The organism is Shewanella donghaensis (assembly GCF_007567505.1).
GTDB lineage: Bacteria > Pseudomonadota > Gammaproteobacteria > Enterobacterales > Shewanellaceae > Shewanella > Shewanella donghaensis.
Map to the genome: position 1 here is coordinate 981885 of NZ_CP041783.1, position 17135 is coordinate 999019.

A 17135-nucleotide genomic window follows, 5' to 3' on the forward strand; every position below is an offset into this window, starting at 1 on the left:
GTTAACAAAAATATTTGATGATAAATAATAATAATCTGCCGATGAGAAGCATATGCATTTTAAAAAGATAAGTTCAATTTCCCCCATGACAATAGGGCTAGTATTCGCTGGTGTTAGCATCGCTACTGCAGGTTGTTCAAACAACACTGAGGCCAGTGTTGAAGAACATAAAGCGACTACAGAGCAGCACTTAAGTGGCAAGCCGGTTGTCTACCAAGTTTTCACCCGTCTTTATGGCAATACTAATACCACCAATAAACCTTGGGGCACGATTGAAGAAAATGGTGTCGGAAAATTCAGTGACTTTACTAATATTGCCTTGCAAGACATTAAGTCGTTAGGCACGACACATGTCTGGTACACAGGTGTATCGCATCATGCATTAATCAATGACTATACTGATATTGGGATCAGCAATGATGATCCTGATGTGGTAAAAGGCCGAGCAGGCTCGCCCTATGCAGTAAAAGATTACTATAACGTTAATCCAGATTTAGCTAATGATCCTGCTAATCGCTTAGCTGAGTTTGAAGCACTCATATCACGCACCCATCAAAACGGTATGAGTGTCATTATTGATATCGTGCCCAACCATGTAGCGAGGCTTTATCAATCAGCACCACAACAGGCCGAGTTACCGAGTAATCGAAATTTTGGTGAGCAAGACAACACCAAGGTTGAATATGATAAAAATAATAACTTCTATTATATTGTCGGTGAAAGCTTTTCAGTTCCTGATGCCAATAACAACTATCTGCCATTAGGCGGTGAGCCCCATCCTCTTGCTGACGGTAAGTTTGTTGAAACCCCAGCAAAATGGACAGGTAATGGCTCTCGTTTAGCAAAACCTGATGCCAATGACTGGTATGAAACTGTTAAAGTTAACTACGGCGTTAAACCTGATGGCAGCTACGACTTCCCTGCTCTACCAAGTGAATATGCCCAGATGTCATCTGCTGAGCATTTTCAATTTTGGCAATCTCAACCAATAACCGCGATCCCTGATTCATGGATTAAATTCAAAGATATTACCGAGTATTGGTTGGCTAAAGGTGTTGATGGATTCAGATATGATATGGCTGAAATGGTGCCTGTTGAATTCTGGAGTTATTTAAACAGTAATATTAAACACATAAACCCCAAGGCATTTCTACTTGCTGAGGTCTATAACCCTTCCCTATACCGTGATTACATACATCTAGGAAAGATGGATTACCTTTACGACAAAGTGGATTTATACGATACCTTAAAAGACATTATCCATGATAAAAAATCCACAGTTGAGATAGCTGTCGATCAAGCAAAAATAGTTGATATTGAAGCACATATGCTTAACTTTTTAGAAAACCACGATGAGCAGCGCATCAATACCAAAGACTTTGCAGGGAGTGCTGAAGCTGCACTACCCGCCATGGTCGTATCTACTACCATTAGCCGCTCACCGACCTTGCTTTATTTTGGCCAAGATGTTGGCGAAAAAGCCCAGCAAGATGCAGGTTTTGGCCAAGCGACCCGAACCAGTATTTTTGATTACGTTGGCGTGCCAGCCCATCAACGCTGGATGAATAATGGCAAGTTTGATGGTGGACAATCAACTAAGTCAGAAAAGGCACTGCGTGCATATTATCAAACCCTGGTTAACTTGAGTCATACTGCTCCAGCGCTTCAAGGTGACTATTTTGAGTTAGATACGATTAATCGCGAAGTAAGCAAGCTAACAGACACCGATGTAGTTGCTGGATATAATGATAAAACCTTTGCTTTTAGTCGTTATAACGACCAACAATTTATGCTGGTTGTGACTAACTTTAGCGCCGAAGAACCTACAAGCTACACGCTACAGTTACCTGAACACTTAATCGTTAAGGCGAGTATTCAAGATGGTGAATATCCATTAGACAACTTGTTAACGATAGATGATTCTTCAATTGGCGTTAGCGCAAGTCAAAACTTAGATAGTCATTTACTTAAGGTTGTTTCACAACAAGGCTCTATGACTATCACGCTGCAGCCTTTAGAGTCTAAAGTGTTAGCCATTAATTGGGAATAAACACACGTTAAATATCTGAATTCTGGTCAATTTATTTTTAAAAGCCTACAGTAATGTAAATTATTGCAGGCTTTTATGTGCTTATTTTGTACATTGTTTAACAGCTCAAGTCTGATAACTAGAAAGTTAGATATACCAGAAACGAAGCTACTGAAAACTTGTGCAACAGCAAACACTCGGGGATTAAAACAACAATGCTCTGCTATTTTAAATACCCTATTTTTTTAAAAGGCACTAATTTTTAAAAGGTGCTGTTATTTAAACAGCTCTACCGGTTTCAATTCGATATTGTTGGCTTGTTTTATATCTTCAAGCAATAACATACATAACTCTGCTGAGGCGCCATAGAAACGGCTCTCGCTGTGTTCTGCCACTAGACACAGGAAACGGTCGCTCCAGGTCAACAAATGCTGCTCAAGGAGTTGTTTGGTTCTATTTTGCTGTTCTTGTAAATCAAGCTCTAAGCAATAGACTAAAGCCACCAGCATTAAAGCAAAATGATCAGTCGGCTCGTGTTGAGTAAGATTAAAATTTAAGTTATTACTTTGACAAAAATCCATAAAATCCAGCGTTGACTGATCAAATAATCGATTCTGGTTATTCAAGTAAACAGAGCCCCACGGGTAAGCTTTCTTCCCTTTAGGTCTGACAAATAAGATATTAAAATCTTGTTTTAGCGCTAAAACAGGCAACTGTTGAGCCAGCGTTTTTAATTCGCTAATGTGGTTGAAAACTAATTTATTAAAATTCGCGTCTTTTGTTACAAACAATGGTATCTCAAGTGTTGAAATAGTATCCTTTAATTCTTCAGTCGGATTTTGATAAAATATTTCTGCTAAAAAATTAAACATTCCCGCTATAGATTTAACGTATTCTTCGTTATTCATATTTAATTCTCATTTATTTAATTACCTTATATTATTTCAGGTTATGATTAATGTCTGTGATACATTCCAATTTCTATAAACAAATAAAATAACTTTTATGAGATAGTGATTTTGATCATTAATTTGATTTAAGAACCCTCGTATTATTATGACTGTACTTTAAAGGTTATATAGGTCGAACTATGTTAGTGATGAATTTTAAAGATAGATGGCGCGCAGCAGAACTTGGCAGCGCAATTGAGCAAAGCCTCATGAATGAGCCTGTGTGGCTTAAATCATCTCATCAAACGGACTCATTAGGTCCCATAACCAGAAAGCTTTCTAATATTGTGATCAATGACTTCCGCAGAGTTGACACGATTCCTAAGCAACTTAACAAAGTACAATTAATGTCTGTTTTCTACAGTGGTTTTAGCGTTTTGATTAACCAAAGTCTTAATGGAAACATACTCACAAAACCTGATTATGCCATTATTGAACTCGCGAGAATTTTTGCCGCAGATATTGATTTATCGCATAACCAAGAATTACAAGACCACGCAGAAACGGTGATCAATACAGCATGTAATTGGGATAAACATATTAGAAACCTCAACCAACGTAAAAATACACGTTTCGTAATTTAACTAACCATATACTTTCCTGATTAATTAGCAGTTTATTTAATTATTAAGACAAATGAATTACACAAAACAATTAATAACATCATCTATTAATGTAACCTTTTCTAAATAACGTTCCCTAAATAACATTTCATAAATAAAAACCATGAATCACTGTTCATCAAAAATAAAAATGCCAGCTGATATGCTGGCATTTTACTAATACCTAAGTATTAGATTAATTGATTTAAATCGAAATGTTAATTTCTTAATTTAATAAATACAGTATTAGGACCCGTCCCTAAGTCTTCATGACCATCGCCATTTAAACTTGCTCCAGGTAAGCTTAATGCTTCAGATTTATCCATCACATCTAGCACTTGTACTGGGCAGCCTTGTACACAGAAAGGCTTTTCGCCTTCAGCTAATCTGTCTTTACACATATCACACTTCGATAATATGCCACGTTTTGCATCAATTTTTGGGGCATCATACGGGCAAACCATATTACATAAACCACAACCAACACACATAGCATCATCAATGTACACAATGCCATCATCACGCTTAATCATCGCTCCTTGTGGGCATTTTTCAACACAAATCGGATCATCACAATGGTGACAAGATTGCGATAAAAATACAGCAACGGCTCTGCCTGAATGATTGATTTTCTCACCTTGAGATACATCTCTTAGTGTTACAAATTCATTCGCTTGTTTACCCGCTTGGCAGGCGACAGTACACGCTTCACAGCCAACACAGTTTTCTTGGCGAAATACAAAAACTTTTTGTTCAGTCATTAGAAAATTCCTTAATGAGAATAATTACGCCAGTGAGATATCTACACGGGTAGCATGGAAAGTAGAACCGTGGTTCATATCAGTTAAATCACAGTTTGTTAGCTGATTGATAGCTGTGCCACTTCCATTTTCATTAAGTTTTTTCCAACTATTCTTCCAAGCAAATACGGTACCTATCGCTGTCATCTCTTCAACCCTAGCAACAAATTGAATTTGTACATCAGCATTGCCATATCGGCTCGCAGTCAAGGTCACTTGATCGCCATCATTTATACCTTTAGTTCCCGCATCTGCTGGATGGATATAAATTGTGTGTTGTGGGAATGTGTCAGCAATATACTTAACATTGGCCCATTGGGAGTTACTGAGTTTTGCATGTGCTGGAGATAAAAGTCTAAATTCACGTGCTTTTTCAGCATCGGTCATTCCTTTATCATCAACTTCATTACTTTCTGGCGTGCCTGTATCAATGACAGGGTTAAACTTCTCAGAATCAAAATACTTGTTACTGGTATCTTTAAATTCAATCTTGCCACTGGCTGTAGGGAAGTCTAAGTTTTTGCGATACGGGTAATCGACAATTGGGCTATCCCATTTTTTAATTAATAGCTCATCGTAACTAATGTTACCTTTCCAGGTATTGCGTAAGATAGAATCGATAGATTCATCAAACTCTGGGTCATCAAAGCCCATTGCTTTGGCTAAATCATTAAAAATAACCGTATCAGGCTTTGATTCATACAAAGGCATAATCGCTTTCGCACTGTGCTTAGCGTAATAACACTGGTAACTATCAATTAAATTAGATTGTTCCATGTAACTAGAGGTAGGCAGCAAGTAATCAACATAATCCATGGTATCGGTTTGGAATAAATCGATACCCACTAAGAACAAATCGTCACGCATTAAGCCTTTTTCGATGAGATCCGTATTTGGTGCTATCGCCATTGGATTACTAGAATAAACGATCATCGCTTTGATTGGATCTGAAGGCTCACCATAAGAAATTGGGCCAACTAAGCCGTTTTCATGTTGGTAATCTTCTGGCAATAAGAACTTACCCACCTCATTGATGCTGACGGTGCCACGCTCGGCTCCTTCAGGAGTTAAATGAGCTGCGCCACTATAGCCCCAATCAAATAAACCTCCTGACATCACATTCAAATAAACAATACCAGCGCCAACTTTACCGATATTACCAGTTAACGCTGCGATGGTTGGAATAGCTTTAACCATACGGCCGCCATTTAAGGTACGTTGTATGCCATAACCAATACGGATCATCGCACATTCTGCGCCAGCATAAGCTCTAGCAAACTCTTGATATTGGCTTTTAGAAACGCCGGTTTCTAATTCAATTTCTTCATGAGTAAATTCATCAAGACGTGCAATTAATGCATCATAATCTTGCGTGTTAGCAGTAATAAATGCGCTGTCTTGTAAGCTTTCTTCAATAATAACTTTACTAATACCAATGACTAACGTGGCATCGGTACCTGGCGCTGGTTGCAACCAAATATCAGCTTGCGACGCTAACGGTGTACGAGCTGGGTTAACAACTAGTATTTTTGCCCCTTTATCACGGGCTTCATTAATAAATTTAAGATGGTGAATATTGGTTGCTTGTTCGTTGGTTCCCCAAGAAACAAAACATTTGGTATTAACATAATCTTCTGGGCTTGGGCCATTGAATTCACCCAATATAGAACTCATTCCTGAATAACCCGCACTAGCACAAATATTACGTTGTAAATTACGACCGCCAATACGGTTAAAGAATCTGTTCGCGCCAGTTGTCGCACTAATGCCACTGTAACCAGAATAAGAATAAGGAACGATTGAATTACCACCATGAGTATTGATGATATCGTTTAATCGGCTAGCAATTTCAGCGTTAGCCTCTTCCCATGAAATAGGTTCAAATGTTGCCCCTGGTCCACGGGGGCCTACACGTTTCATTGGTTGTTGAATGCGGTCTGGACTATAAACTGATTGTAAATAAGAATGACCTTTAACACATGGCGTTCCTGCAGTTACTGGGTGAGACATATCACCGGTAATTGATACTGCGACACCATCTTTAGTCGTGACCATAAGGCTACATCTATCACCACAATTACGAGGACATGTTGTATGGTACACACCATCAACAATACCTTCAGGAGGCTCAACAACTGGTGGCTCTACTGGTGGTTCTTCAATAATGTCATCATCACTACTTGAACACCCCATAATACTGGCCGAAAATGCAAATGCACTGCTGCCTTTTAGAAAACTACGTCTGTTCATTCCCATGGTATTTCCCTTATTATTATTTCAATAAAACCATAACAAACACAGCGCAAAGCAAGAACAAACATAGTTAAAAAAACACTTATTACTCAAACAATTAGTAAAATACTGACCTTCATCGCAATTGCAGATATCACAAATAACTATTACGAATAACTACTAGATTTGTTGCATATCAAACCAAGTTGCCTATTTATAAAACATCTAGATAACAGATGTATTTCACATTGATTTTTTAGCTGGCGATATAGCATGTCTTTAGCGATACAAATATAAAAATCTGAATTAAATATCCGTTTTCTCGACATTGGACAATGTAGGATGAAAAATAAACGCATTCTAAAAAATGCAATCAACGTATTTAAAATATTTGCCTTAAATAACGCCTCAATCTTGAATACGTATGCAACAAATTGCAGCATTTGGTTTAAGCGCTCTAATATGTGAAAGGGAAATTCGAATAATAATATGGAGTCACCATGCTCGAAGCATCATCAAAATCAGTTGATTTACCATTTAATACACCATCAAAAGTCGCTTCCGCAATCGCAACAAACACAAACACAAACACAAACAAAAACAAAAACAAAAAGTATCAGTCGGTTTTTAATATCACCGCACTTTCCATATTCATTAGCTGTGTCCTGTCAGGAATATCGCCAGAAGTTCAGGCGAAAACAGTGACTATCAACTCTCCGAGTAAAAATATTACCGTTAGCTTGTCAGATGATGCTGATATACCTGAATACAGAGTCAGCTTTAATGGTGAAGATGCGGTACTTGCTTCACGAATGGGATTGGTGTTCAAGTCTTTGGGAGAATTTGGTAGCGGTTTTGAGATCAGTAAATCAACCAGTGATTCTAATCAATCGCGCTGGCAACAACCCTGGGGGGAACGTGAGTGGGTTGATGATCATCACAATAAACTCACCACCACCTTTAGTAACGGTAATTACCACTTTATCGTAGAATTTAAGGTGTTTGATGATGGTTTAGGCTTTAGGTATCAAGTGCCAACACAAAAAGGCCTTGCCTCAGAATCTGCCTTAAACATTACCAATGAACTAACTGAGTTTTCAATTCCTGATGCCCATAATGCGACTGCCTGGTGGATACCGGGACGCGGCTGGAATCGCTACGAATACTTATATAACACCTCCACGGTAAACAAAGTCGACCGTGCTCATACCCCCTTCACTTATAAACTCGCTTCAGGCACTCATTTAAGTATTCACGAAGCGGCGCTAACAGATTATGCCGCTATGGTGCTAGATCAACGCCGTGATGGCACCTTAAAAGCCGACTTAACCCCATGGTCTGATGGCATCTTAGTCAAAACTAAACCTGGATTTACTACCCCATGGCGCACTATTCAAATTGCCGAAAAAGCCACTGGTTTACTCAATTCAGATTTAATCCTTAACTTAAACGAGCCTAACAAGCTCGGTGATGTGTCATGGGTTGAACCAGGTAAGTATGTTGGGATTTGGTGGGGAATGCACCTTAATGAAAATACTTGGGGTTCAGGTGATAAACATGGCGCAACGACCAGCGAAACCAAACGTTACATGGACTTTGCTGCTAAGTACGGCTTTGACGGCGTATTAGTTGAAGGCTGGAATCTCGGCTGGGATGGCAGTTGGTTCCATAATGGCGATGTGTTTAGCTTTACTAAACCATATGATGATTTTGATATTGATGCTGTCAGTGAATATGGCGCTAAACAAAACGTGCGCTTAATTGGTCACCATGAAACCTCGGGTTCTGTAACCAATTACCGTAATCAAATGAATGATGCTTATGATTTATATAAAAAGCATGGCGTAACCCAAATCAAAACGGGCTATGTCGCAGATGGTGGTGACATCAAGCGTGTTGATGAAAACGGTATTACCCGCCATGAATGGCATGATGGCCAGTTTATGGTGAATGAATACCTGCACAGTGTGAGTGAAGCCGCTAAACGTGGCATAAGCATTAATACTCACGAACCCGTTAAAGATACCGGTCTGCGCCGCACATATCCAAACTGGATAGCGCGTGAAGGCGCCCGCGGCCAAGAATTTAATGCTTGGGGAACTCCGCCCAATAACCCAGAACATACTGCGATTCTGCCTTTTACTCGTATGCTGTCAGGGCCAATGGATTTCACCCCTGGGATATTTAATCTCGCACCAGAAGGCTTAGATGCAGTTAATCGGGTGCAAACAACAATAACTAAGCAACTAGCCTTGTACGTGGTGCTATACAGTCCAATTCAAATGGCGGCGGATTTACCACGTAATTATGTTGAACGCCTTGACGCCTTTCAGTTTATTCAAGATGTGCCGACAGACTGGAGCGAGAGTATTGCAGTTGCTGGTGAAGTCGGTGATTTTGTCGCCTTTGCGCGTAAAGACCGTCACTCTGATGATTGGTATCTTGGCGCACTCACTGATGAACAAGCCCGCAGTTTTGATGTTGAATTATCATTTTTAGATAATAACCAACAATATGAAGCACAAATATATCGTGATGGTGCCAACGCTAATTGGCTAACCAACCCATATGATTACGTCATTGAAACGACAAAAGTGACTTCGAAACACAATCTGTCACTGGTATTAGCAAAAAGTGGTGGTACTGCGGTTCGTTTTAAAGCCTTAAATTAAAGCGCTTTAAAGTCAAAACAAAACAATTTCACCCCAATAAAACCTGATGTATTGCAATGCCCACTTTTTGTGTTCATTGCCATCAGGTTTTTGTTCATTTACATTGACCTACCAAATATCGGTTAATGCGCTATTTACCCCTTCCTGTTACAAATATGATCAGCTTTCGTTGTGCATAAATGATGAATACGTATGTAATTGGTTGTGCCTAAATCCGACACAAGGCTAATATGAAACCTGCTAAATTTCTCCTCTGCTTGTGTGGATGAAATGGGCTAGGTCGTTACTGGCGCATCACCTTCATCGGATTGTGTCAGGTTTTAAGTACCTTTTTAACTTCAGCCTTTTTGGAGTTCAAACCAGGTCTTTGGCGAATACCCGTCTTAGGGAGATGTGTATTCGCCATTTTTTTACCTAGTACATTAGCAAACGTGATAATAAGAGTTCAGCCATGAAGTTGAACGACCTATAAAAAGGAAGATACATGTCTACCGATACGATTAGTCAAACATCGACAAATACTCAGCAGCGTCAGCAGCCAGAACTCAACTTTTGGCAAATCTTTAATATGTGCTTTGGATTTTTGGGGATCCAATTCGGTTTTGCACTGCAAAATGCCAATGTCAGCCGTATTTTCCAAACGCTAGGTGCTGAAATTGACGAAATTCCTATTCTTTGGATTGCAGCTCCGCTGACAGGATTGATAGTCCAGCCAATTATCGGTTATTTGAGTGACAACACCTGGAACGGGCTTGGCCGTCGTCGTCCTTATTTCTTAATTGGCGCAATTTGTACCACGCTGGCGTTATTTGTCATGCCGCACTCTCCTACTCTGTGGATTGCAGCGGGCATGTTGTGGATTATGGATGCATCAATCAATATCGCTATGGAGCCGTTTCGTGCTTTCGTTGGTGATAACTTGCCTAAGAGTCAACGTACTCAAGGCTATGCCATGCAAAGCTTCTTTATCGGCATTGGCGCCGTTGTCGCTTCAGCACTACCTTATATCCTCACTAATTACTTTGATGTTGCCAATACAGCCCCAGCGGGTGAAATTGCCGACTCAGTTCGCTATGCCTTCTATTTTGGTGGCGCGGTATTGTTTCTTGCTGTGGGTTGGACGATTGTTAGCACCAAAGAATATTCGCCAGAAGAAATCAATGCCTTCCATGCACATGAAGAAGCCGCTAAGCAAGAAGACGGTATTGATGAAACTCGCAGCCGCACCGCTACGCAATATAAAAAAGCGTCGATGTTATGGATGGGATTTGGCGCGATATTCACAGGCTTAGTTTACGGATTAGGTTGGGATAAACAGTTGTTTATTCTTAGTATTGGCATCTTTGCTTTTGGCCCATTACAACTCTATTGCGCTAAAGCACTAGCTGGCATAAAGGGTAACAAACGCGAGTCATTAGGGATGGTATTTAACGTCGTTGACGATTTATTCCATATGCCTAAAGCGATGCACCAATTAGCTATCGTACAATTTTTCTCATGGTTTGCACTCTTCGCCATGTGGATTTATACCACTGCCGCAGTCACCTCTTATCATTACGGCAGTTCTGATGTTGTTTCACAAGCTTATAACGACGGCGCTGACTGGGTCGGGATGTTATTCGCTTCATACAATGGCTTTGCCGCCCTTGCTGCTGTGATGATTCCTTTTTTAGCTAAAGCCGTAGGTATTAAATTTACTCACACCATCAACTTAACACTCGGTGGACTAGGGCTAATTAGTTTTTACTTTATAACAGACCCACAAATGTTATGGATACCTATGATTGGTGTCGGTATCGCTTGGGCCTCTATCTTATCAGTACCTTATGCCATGCTATCAGGTATATTACCGCCTAAAAAAATGGGCGTATTTATGGGCATATTTAACTTCTTTATCGTTATTCCACAATTACTTGCCGCAAGTGTTTTAGGGGTGATTTTAAATGGCTTATTCGATGGTGAACCCATTTTTGCATTAATCACTGGTGGGGTATTTATGATTATTGCTGGTATTGCGGTGTTATTTGTCGATCAACCCAGTTCACAAGCTTAAACAGAAAATCAAAACTCATTAAGTTATAAAAATTATTTAAAAATATTTGGGGAACGTTATTCATGAGCGCAATGTTAAATATTAATAACTCACAAACAATTTGTTTTAAAAAGTCATTTGTCGCTAAGGCGATCAATGCAGCTGTTGTAACGGGTTCATTACTGGCATTATCAGCCTGCTCTGACGCTGAAGTAGCGCCAGAACAAACCATTGAAACAACGGCTAAGATCACCACCATTAAGCAAGTTGCTCCCGGCGCCCCCGGTATCGATCCAACCTGGGCCTTTTCTGGTAAGACTGGTATTGGTACTTCTTACGAACCTTATGTTGACGGGCAATATCAAAGCACCGCTGATAACCCAGTCAGTAAAGTCTGGTTTTCCATCGCCCAAGGTGTGCTTACTGAAACCATGTATGGTTTGATCCACAATGCTCAATTAAAAGAAATGCAATTCATCATTACTGGTGATGGCTTTGTTGATACTGAAAAACAAGACACCATCAGTAGCATCGAATATTTACATCAAGATGATCAAGGCCGTCCATTATCATTAGCCTATAAAGTGATTAATAAAGCTAAAAATGGTCAGTACCAAATCGAAAAGCATATTTTTACCGATCCAAACCGTGACAGCATGATGGTGAAGGTAATTTTTACTTCTTTCGCTGATGGTATTACCCCACATTTATATGCCAATCCACATGTAGATAATAGTGGCGCCAATGATATCGCCAGTATTGAAAATGGCGCGTTAGTGGCATACACCAATAATGCTGACTCATCAGTAATGACCATCAAATCTGATGTAGAATTTACTCAAGCCAGTGCCGGTTTTGTCGGTAAATCTGATGGGTTAGTTGATCTTAAAGACAACGGTCAGTTAAATAACCTCTATAACACCACCAGCAGTGATAACAGTGTTATTGGCAATGTTGCGCTTACAGCTCAATATCCAACCTTAAGCAAATCAGCAGATAACAATATCCTAGAAATGAATATTGCTATCGGCTTTGGCCATGATAAGAAAAGCAGTTTAGCCAATGTCGATGCCACATTGACTAGCGGCTATGACAAGGTATTAAGTGCTTATCTTGGCGATGACAAACATGTCGGCTGGAAAGACTATTTAAGTTCGTTGCCAGTGCTTAACGACATGAGTGCTAACACCACTGATAACGGCCAATTACTCTATACCAGTGCACTGGTATTAAAAGCCCAAGAAGATAAAACCCACGCTGGCGCACTAATCGCTTCACTTTCTAATCCTTGGGGTGACAGTGTTTCAGCTAAGGTCGGTAGCACCGGTTATAAAGCGGTATGGCCACGAGATTTTTATCAATGCGCTATGGCCTTTTTAGCCATGGGTGACACCGAAACCCCAAAAGTGGCTTTTGAGTATTTAAAGAAAGTACAAGTCAGCCAACAAACACCTGAATATGTCGGCACTCCAGGATGGTTTTTACAAAAAACCCACGTTGATGGTGAAATTGAATGGGTTGGTGTTCAGCTTGATCAAACAGCAATGCCAATAATGCTCGGTTGGAAATTATGGCAAGCGGGCGTATTAACTGATGCTGAAATCAGTCAATGGTATACCGACATGCTTAAACCTGCTGCAGAGTTCTTAGTTACTGGCGGCAATGTAAAATTAGATTGGAATGACACCAGTATTACGCCTCCTAGCACCCAACAAGAGCGCTGGGAAGAACAAGCGGGCTTCTCACCTTCTACCACTGCTGCGGTTATTGCAGGGCTTGTAGCCGCCAGTGATTTAGCTAAGCTTGCCAAAGATGAAGATGCTGATAAATACCTACAACTGGCGCGTAAGCTAGAAGCCAGTCTTGAATCAACAATGGTGACGACAACGGGTGAGCTTAGTCAGGACAATAAACCTTATTATGTTCGTATTAGCCCAAATGGTAACCCAAACAATGCCGACAAGTTATTAGATAACAATGGCAAACCGGGTCTTGATCAAAGAGTCATTCTTGATGGCGGTTTCTTAGAGTTAGTACGTTACGGCGTAAAAGTCGCTAATGACAGTGTGATTCAAAACAGCGTTATGCTAATTGATGACACAAGCCTTGAGCACAACCTAAGAGTTAAGTACGAATTTAAAGCCAAAGACGGTAGTTTAATTCCAGGCTTTAGACGCTATGGTAACGATGGTTATGGCGAAGATATCACTAGCGGTTTAAGCTATGCCGAAAAAGGGAATACTGAAGACCAACGTGGCCGAGTATGGCCTTTCTTTACTGGTGAGCGTGGTCATTATGAACTGGCGTTAGCTAAAGCCAATGACACTCTGACAACTGAAAGCCATCAAGCGCTTATAAACACCTATGTTCAAGGCATGGAAACCTTTGCCAATGAAGGCATGATGTTACCAGAACAAGCTTGGGACGGTGTGGGTAATCCAACGCGTTATAACTACGCTATGGGCGATGGCACCAACTCAGCGACACCACTTGCATGGACACACGCAGAATACGTGAAACTGGTTCGCTCTATGACAGATAAAGCCGTATGGGATTACTACCCTATCGTGGCCGATAAACTGGCAAAATAACCAGCATTAAGTATTGTTATTAGTGATTAATAAAAAACCGCAAATTTGAATTTGCGGTTTTTTTATTAATCTAAATCACACTTTTAGCCATATTAGTTTCGTTGAATTAGTTCTTAGTTCAATTAACACTAGCTAAATTGACTCTTAACCTTAGTCAATCCATTCATCGCTATAACGGCTAGTGCACCAGCAATAACACCAAACAAGGCATTTAATAAGCTAGGGGTGATTGGTTTCAGTATCATGCCAATATAACTAAGCTCACCAACCAATAGTGCAATATGATTAATCTGTTCACTCACGATATGAATGCCATGAGTTAAAATGCCGCCACCCACCATAAACATGGCAATGGTGCCAATAATGGTTAAGCCTTTCATTAAGTATGGCGCTGCTGTAAGTAACCAAAAACCGATTTTGTGCCAAATTTTAACTAACGTGCCCTCACCTTTCTTTTGCGTCAGGTAAAGACCTAAATCATCGATTTTGACAATGCCAGCCACTAAACCATAAACGCCGACAGTCATAATCACCGCAATAACGCTCAGGGTTAAAAACTGGCTCATTAAAGAACTCTCAGCCACGACACCTAGACTAATCGCAATGATTTCAGCAGAGAGTACAAAGTCTGTTCGAATAGCCCCTTTAACCTTGGTTTTTTCAAATAGCTCGAGGTCTTGTTTTGATTTCTGAACTACCTCTTCATCAGCTATCGCTGTCTTTTTATCTTTGCGGTGAGTATAAGTGTGATGGATTTTTTCAAAACCCTCGAAACACAAAAATAACCCACCGAACATTAATAGTGGCGTTATCGCCCATGGGATAAAAGCGCTAATCAACAAGGCGGCGGGCACTAAGATTAATTTATTCTTAAAAGAGCCTTTGGCAACAGCCCATACCACTGGGAGTTCTCGCTCAGATGCAACGCCTGATACCTGTTGAGCATTGAGGGCTAAATCGTCACCTAATACCCCTGCAGTTTTTCTGGCAGCTATTTTACTCATTGCCGCGACGTCATCTAATATCGTTGCGATATCATCGAGTAACACTAATAAACTTGCACCAGCCATTATTCTTCCTTGCCATTATTGGCTAATTCATCCGTTAAAAGGCATATTGCCAAACTAGTCCATAGGTATCGAAATCATTACCTATGCGCGTAATCACTCCGGTACTCGCATACACTTTTATACTGTGTTTTTGGTTGAAAGCTAAAGAGTAGGTTAAACCAAAACGCGAGTTATCTTCAGCGTCATCGGCATCAACACCATTTTTGTTGGTTTCACCACCAATAAAGTAATTTGCACTTAACGACAACCATTGGCCGCGGGTAATACTGTAAATAATGTGACCTTGAAAAGTATATTGAGGGTCTTTAACCAAGAAAACATCATTATAAAACTCATCGTTGTCAGTATAAAAACGAATGGAACCCATAGCGCTGTAATACCAATCACCGACTTTATAGGACATACCAATGCCCGGTCTAAATATCCATTGATTAGCGCCAGCATTAATGAGTGTATCTTTGTCATAAGAGCCCACAGGAAGACTCACTTGTAGGCTCGTACCCATAACCAAACCTTCACTGTATTGTGCAAAATCTTTTCTTTCAACGGCAGGTGCACCATAAAAATTCCAGGTCAATCTGATTTTCGGGTCGCCGTAACCACAGCGATCAACTTCTGCATATTCACCTTGAAAAGTGGCATTCCCTTTCATACATATCCGTGATGCTGACATGTCTAATTTCGAAGCGCTTCCACCTATTCCAAAAGTCGTGGCATAACCCACCACGCCAGCATCAAGCTTTAAATGTGCATCTTTGAGAGGAACTGAAGGAGATGGCGACAATGCGCCTTCGGAATTTAAATAGCCTAATGCTAAAAAGTGCATCCCTACTGGGATATTGGTGTAACTTCTTGGTTCAAGATCTTGTGCATTTACAGGTAGAGCAACCAATGCAGCGGTCATTAATGAGCACAGAGCTCCCGCACGAAGCGGCAATAACCCATGACACATTTTAGCTATAAGAGTAATAAGAGAGAGTATTGGCGATTTCAATTGATTATCCATAATAAATTATCTAATACGCCATCAAATAAGATTGCGTATTAGATAGTGTTACGCCCTGATTGCTAGATTATTGATGACTTTCTTTATTCACCACCACATGATTGACGTACCACTAAACGGGTGGGAATAAGTTGCGGGCCAACATCTTGCCCTCTGATGAGTTTAAGCAAACTTTCAACTAATATTTCACCAGCAAGTTTAGTATTTTGCTTAACCGTTGTCAGCGCTGGATTAGCAAAGCTTGCCACAGGGATATCATCATAACCAACCACAACGATATCTTCAGGCACACGCACATTGCGTTGTTTAAGTGCTCGAATAGCCCCTATTGCAATTAAATCACTCGCAGCAAAAATAGAATCAAATACAAAGCCACTGTCGAGTAATTTAATCGCAGCATCAAAGCCTGAGCCTTCAGTGCTGATGGCATCAAACTGTAAACTTTTATTGAGCTTTAGCCCGGCCTTTTTAAGCGCATCAGCATGGCCTAAATAACGATCCCTAAATTCAGGGCTATGCTCAGATGCATCACCTAAAAAGGCTATTTTTTCCATATTGAGTGAAATAATATGCTCGGTTGCGATTACCCCACCCTGATGGTTGTCACAGCCTATGGATAATACTTCCTTGTGATTATGCTCTGCACCCCAAATGACAAAATGGGTATTTTGTTCCAACAGTTTTTGCAGCTTGTGTTCATAATCAACATAGTCACCATAGCCTAATAAAATAATGCCATCGGCTTTGTTACTGTCTTCGTAGTCAGCATGCCAATCACTAGACAACTGTTGGAAAGAAACTAATAAATCGTAACCTTGCTGTGCAGTAGCACGGGTTATTGAACCCAGCATAGATAAGAAAAATGGATTAATAAGTGATTCGTCATTGGTGGGATCTTCACAAATCAACAAAGCTAAGGTATGACTATTTTGCGTGCGGAGGTTACTGGCGTTTTTATCAACTTTATAATTGAGTTCTTTAGCAATAGCTTGGATGCGTTGTCGCGTTTCAAGGTTAACCAAGGGGCTATTTCTTAGAGCCCGGGACACGGTCGACTGAGATACACCGGCTTTGTAAGCGATATCGATTGAAGTAGCTTTAGAAGTCATTTTGCATAGCGCCTTTATTATCGTTATTTTAGGTACTTACTT

General features: G+C 40.3%; 11 protein-coding genes. 5 read left to right on the forward strand and 6 right to left on the reverse strand.

The window, feature by feature from the left end:
* Positions 1–52 precede the first annotated feature (52 nt).
* Positions 53–2050: an alpha-amylase family glycosyl hydrolase gene (locus tag FPK91_RS04100; RefSeq protein WP_168926908.1), complete on the forward strand. Its 1998-nt coding sequence runs from the start codon at positions 53–55 to the stop codon at positions 2048–2050.
* Between the two features lie 254 nt (positions 2051–2304).
* Here FPK91_RS04100 and FPK91_RS04105 read toward each other — a convergent pair whose 3' ends face one another.
* On the reverse strand, positions 2305–2937 hold the full coding sequence (locus FPK91_RS04105) for a TorD/DmsD family molecular chaperone (protein WP_144208364.1): 633 nt from the start codon (positions 2935–2937) through the stop codon (positions 2305–2307).
* Positions 2938–3119: 182 nt separating this feature from the next.
* Here FPK91_RS04105 and FPK91_RS04110 point away from each other — a divergent pair, with 182 nt between their 5' ends.
* On the forward strand, positions 3120–3563 hold the full coding sequence (locus FPK91_RS04110; RefSeq protein WP_144208367.1) for a hypothetical protein: 444 nt from the start codon (positions 3120–3122) through the stop codon (positions 3561–3563).
* 236 nt (positions 3564–3799) lie between these two features.
* Here FPK91_RS04110 and FPK91_RS04115 read toward each other — a convergent pair whose 3' ends face one another.
* Together FPK91_RS04115 and FPK91_RS04120 are read right to left on the reverse strand one after the other, a co-directional pair.
* On the reverse strand, positions 3800–4342 hold the full coding sequence (locus FPK91_RS04115) for a 4Fe-4S dicluster domain-containing protein (protein ID WP_144208369.1): 543 nt from the start codon (positions 4340–4342) through the stop codon (positions 3800–3802).
* Positions 4343–4366: 24 nt separating this feature from the next.
* Positions 4367–6637 carry a molybdopterin-containing oxidoreductase family protein gene (locus FPK91_RS04120; protein WP_144208372.1) on the reverse strand — a complete coding sequence of 757 codons (2271 nt, stop codon included), beginning with the start codon at positions 6635–6637 and terminating at the stop codon, positions 4367–4369.
* A 476-nt stretch (positions 6638–7113) separates the two neighbouring features.
* On the opposite strand from FPK91_RS04120, the gene FPK91_RS04125 reads away from it, so the two are divergent.
* From FPK91_RS04125 to FPK91_RS04135, 3 genes are all read left to right on the forward strand, one after another.
* Positions 7114–9285: a glycoside hydrolase family 97 protein gene (locus FPK91_RS04125; RefSeq protein WP_144208375.1), complete on the forward strand. Its 2172-nt coding sequence runs from the start codon at positions 7114–7116 to the stop codon at positions 9283–9285.
* A 484-nt stretch (positions 9286–9769) separates the two neighbouring features.
* Positions 9770–11338: an MFS transporter gene (locus FPK91_RS04130; protein ID WP_144208378.1), complete on the forward strand. Its 1569-nt coding sequence runs from the start codon at positions 9770–9772 to the stop codon at positions 11336–11338.
* A gap of 62 nt (positions 11339–11400) precedes the next feature.
* Positions 11401–13908: a glycoside hydrolase family 15 protein gene (locus FPK91_RS04135; RefSeq protein WP_144208380.1), complete on the forward strand. Its 2508-nt coding sequence runs from the start codon at positions 11401–11403 to the stop codon at positions 13906–13908.
* Positions 13909–14036: 128 nt separating this feature from the next.
* Here the strand turns inward: FPK91_RS04135 and FPK91_RS04140 are convergent, their stop codons facing one another.
* The 3 genes from FPK91_RS04140 to FPK91_RS04150 form a co-directional block, all read right to left on the reverse strand.
* Positions 14037–14978: a DUF808 domain-containing protein gene (locus tag FPK91_RS04140; RefSeq protein WP_144208383.1), complete on the reverse strand. Its 942-nt coding sequence runs from the start codon at positions 14976–14978 to the stop codon at positions 14037–14039.
* A 34-nt stretch (positions 14979–15012) separates the two neighbouring features.
* Positions 15013–15984, reverse strand: coding sequence for a transporter (locus tag FPK91_RS04145; RefSeq protein ID WP_227006682.1), 972 nt, complete (start codon positions 15982–15984; stop codon positions 15013–15015).
* An 83-nt stretch (positions 15985–16067) separates the two neighbouring features.
* Entirely contained in the window at positions 16068–17093 is a 1026-nt protein-coding gene (locus FPK91_RS04150; protein WP_144208386.1) for a LacI family DNA-binding transcriptional regulator, read from the reverse strand.
* Positions 17094–17135 lie beyond the last annotated feature (42 nt).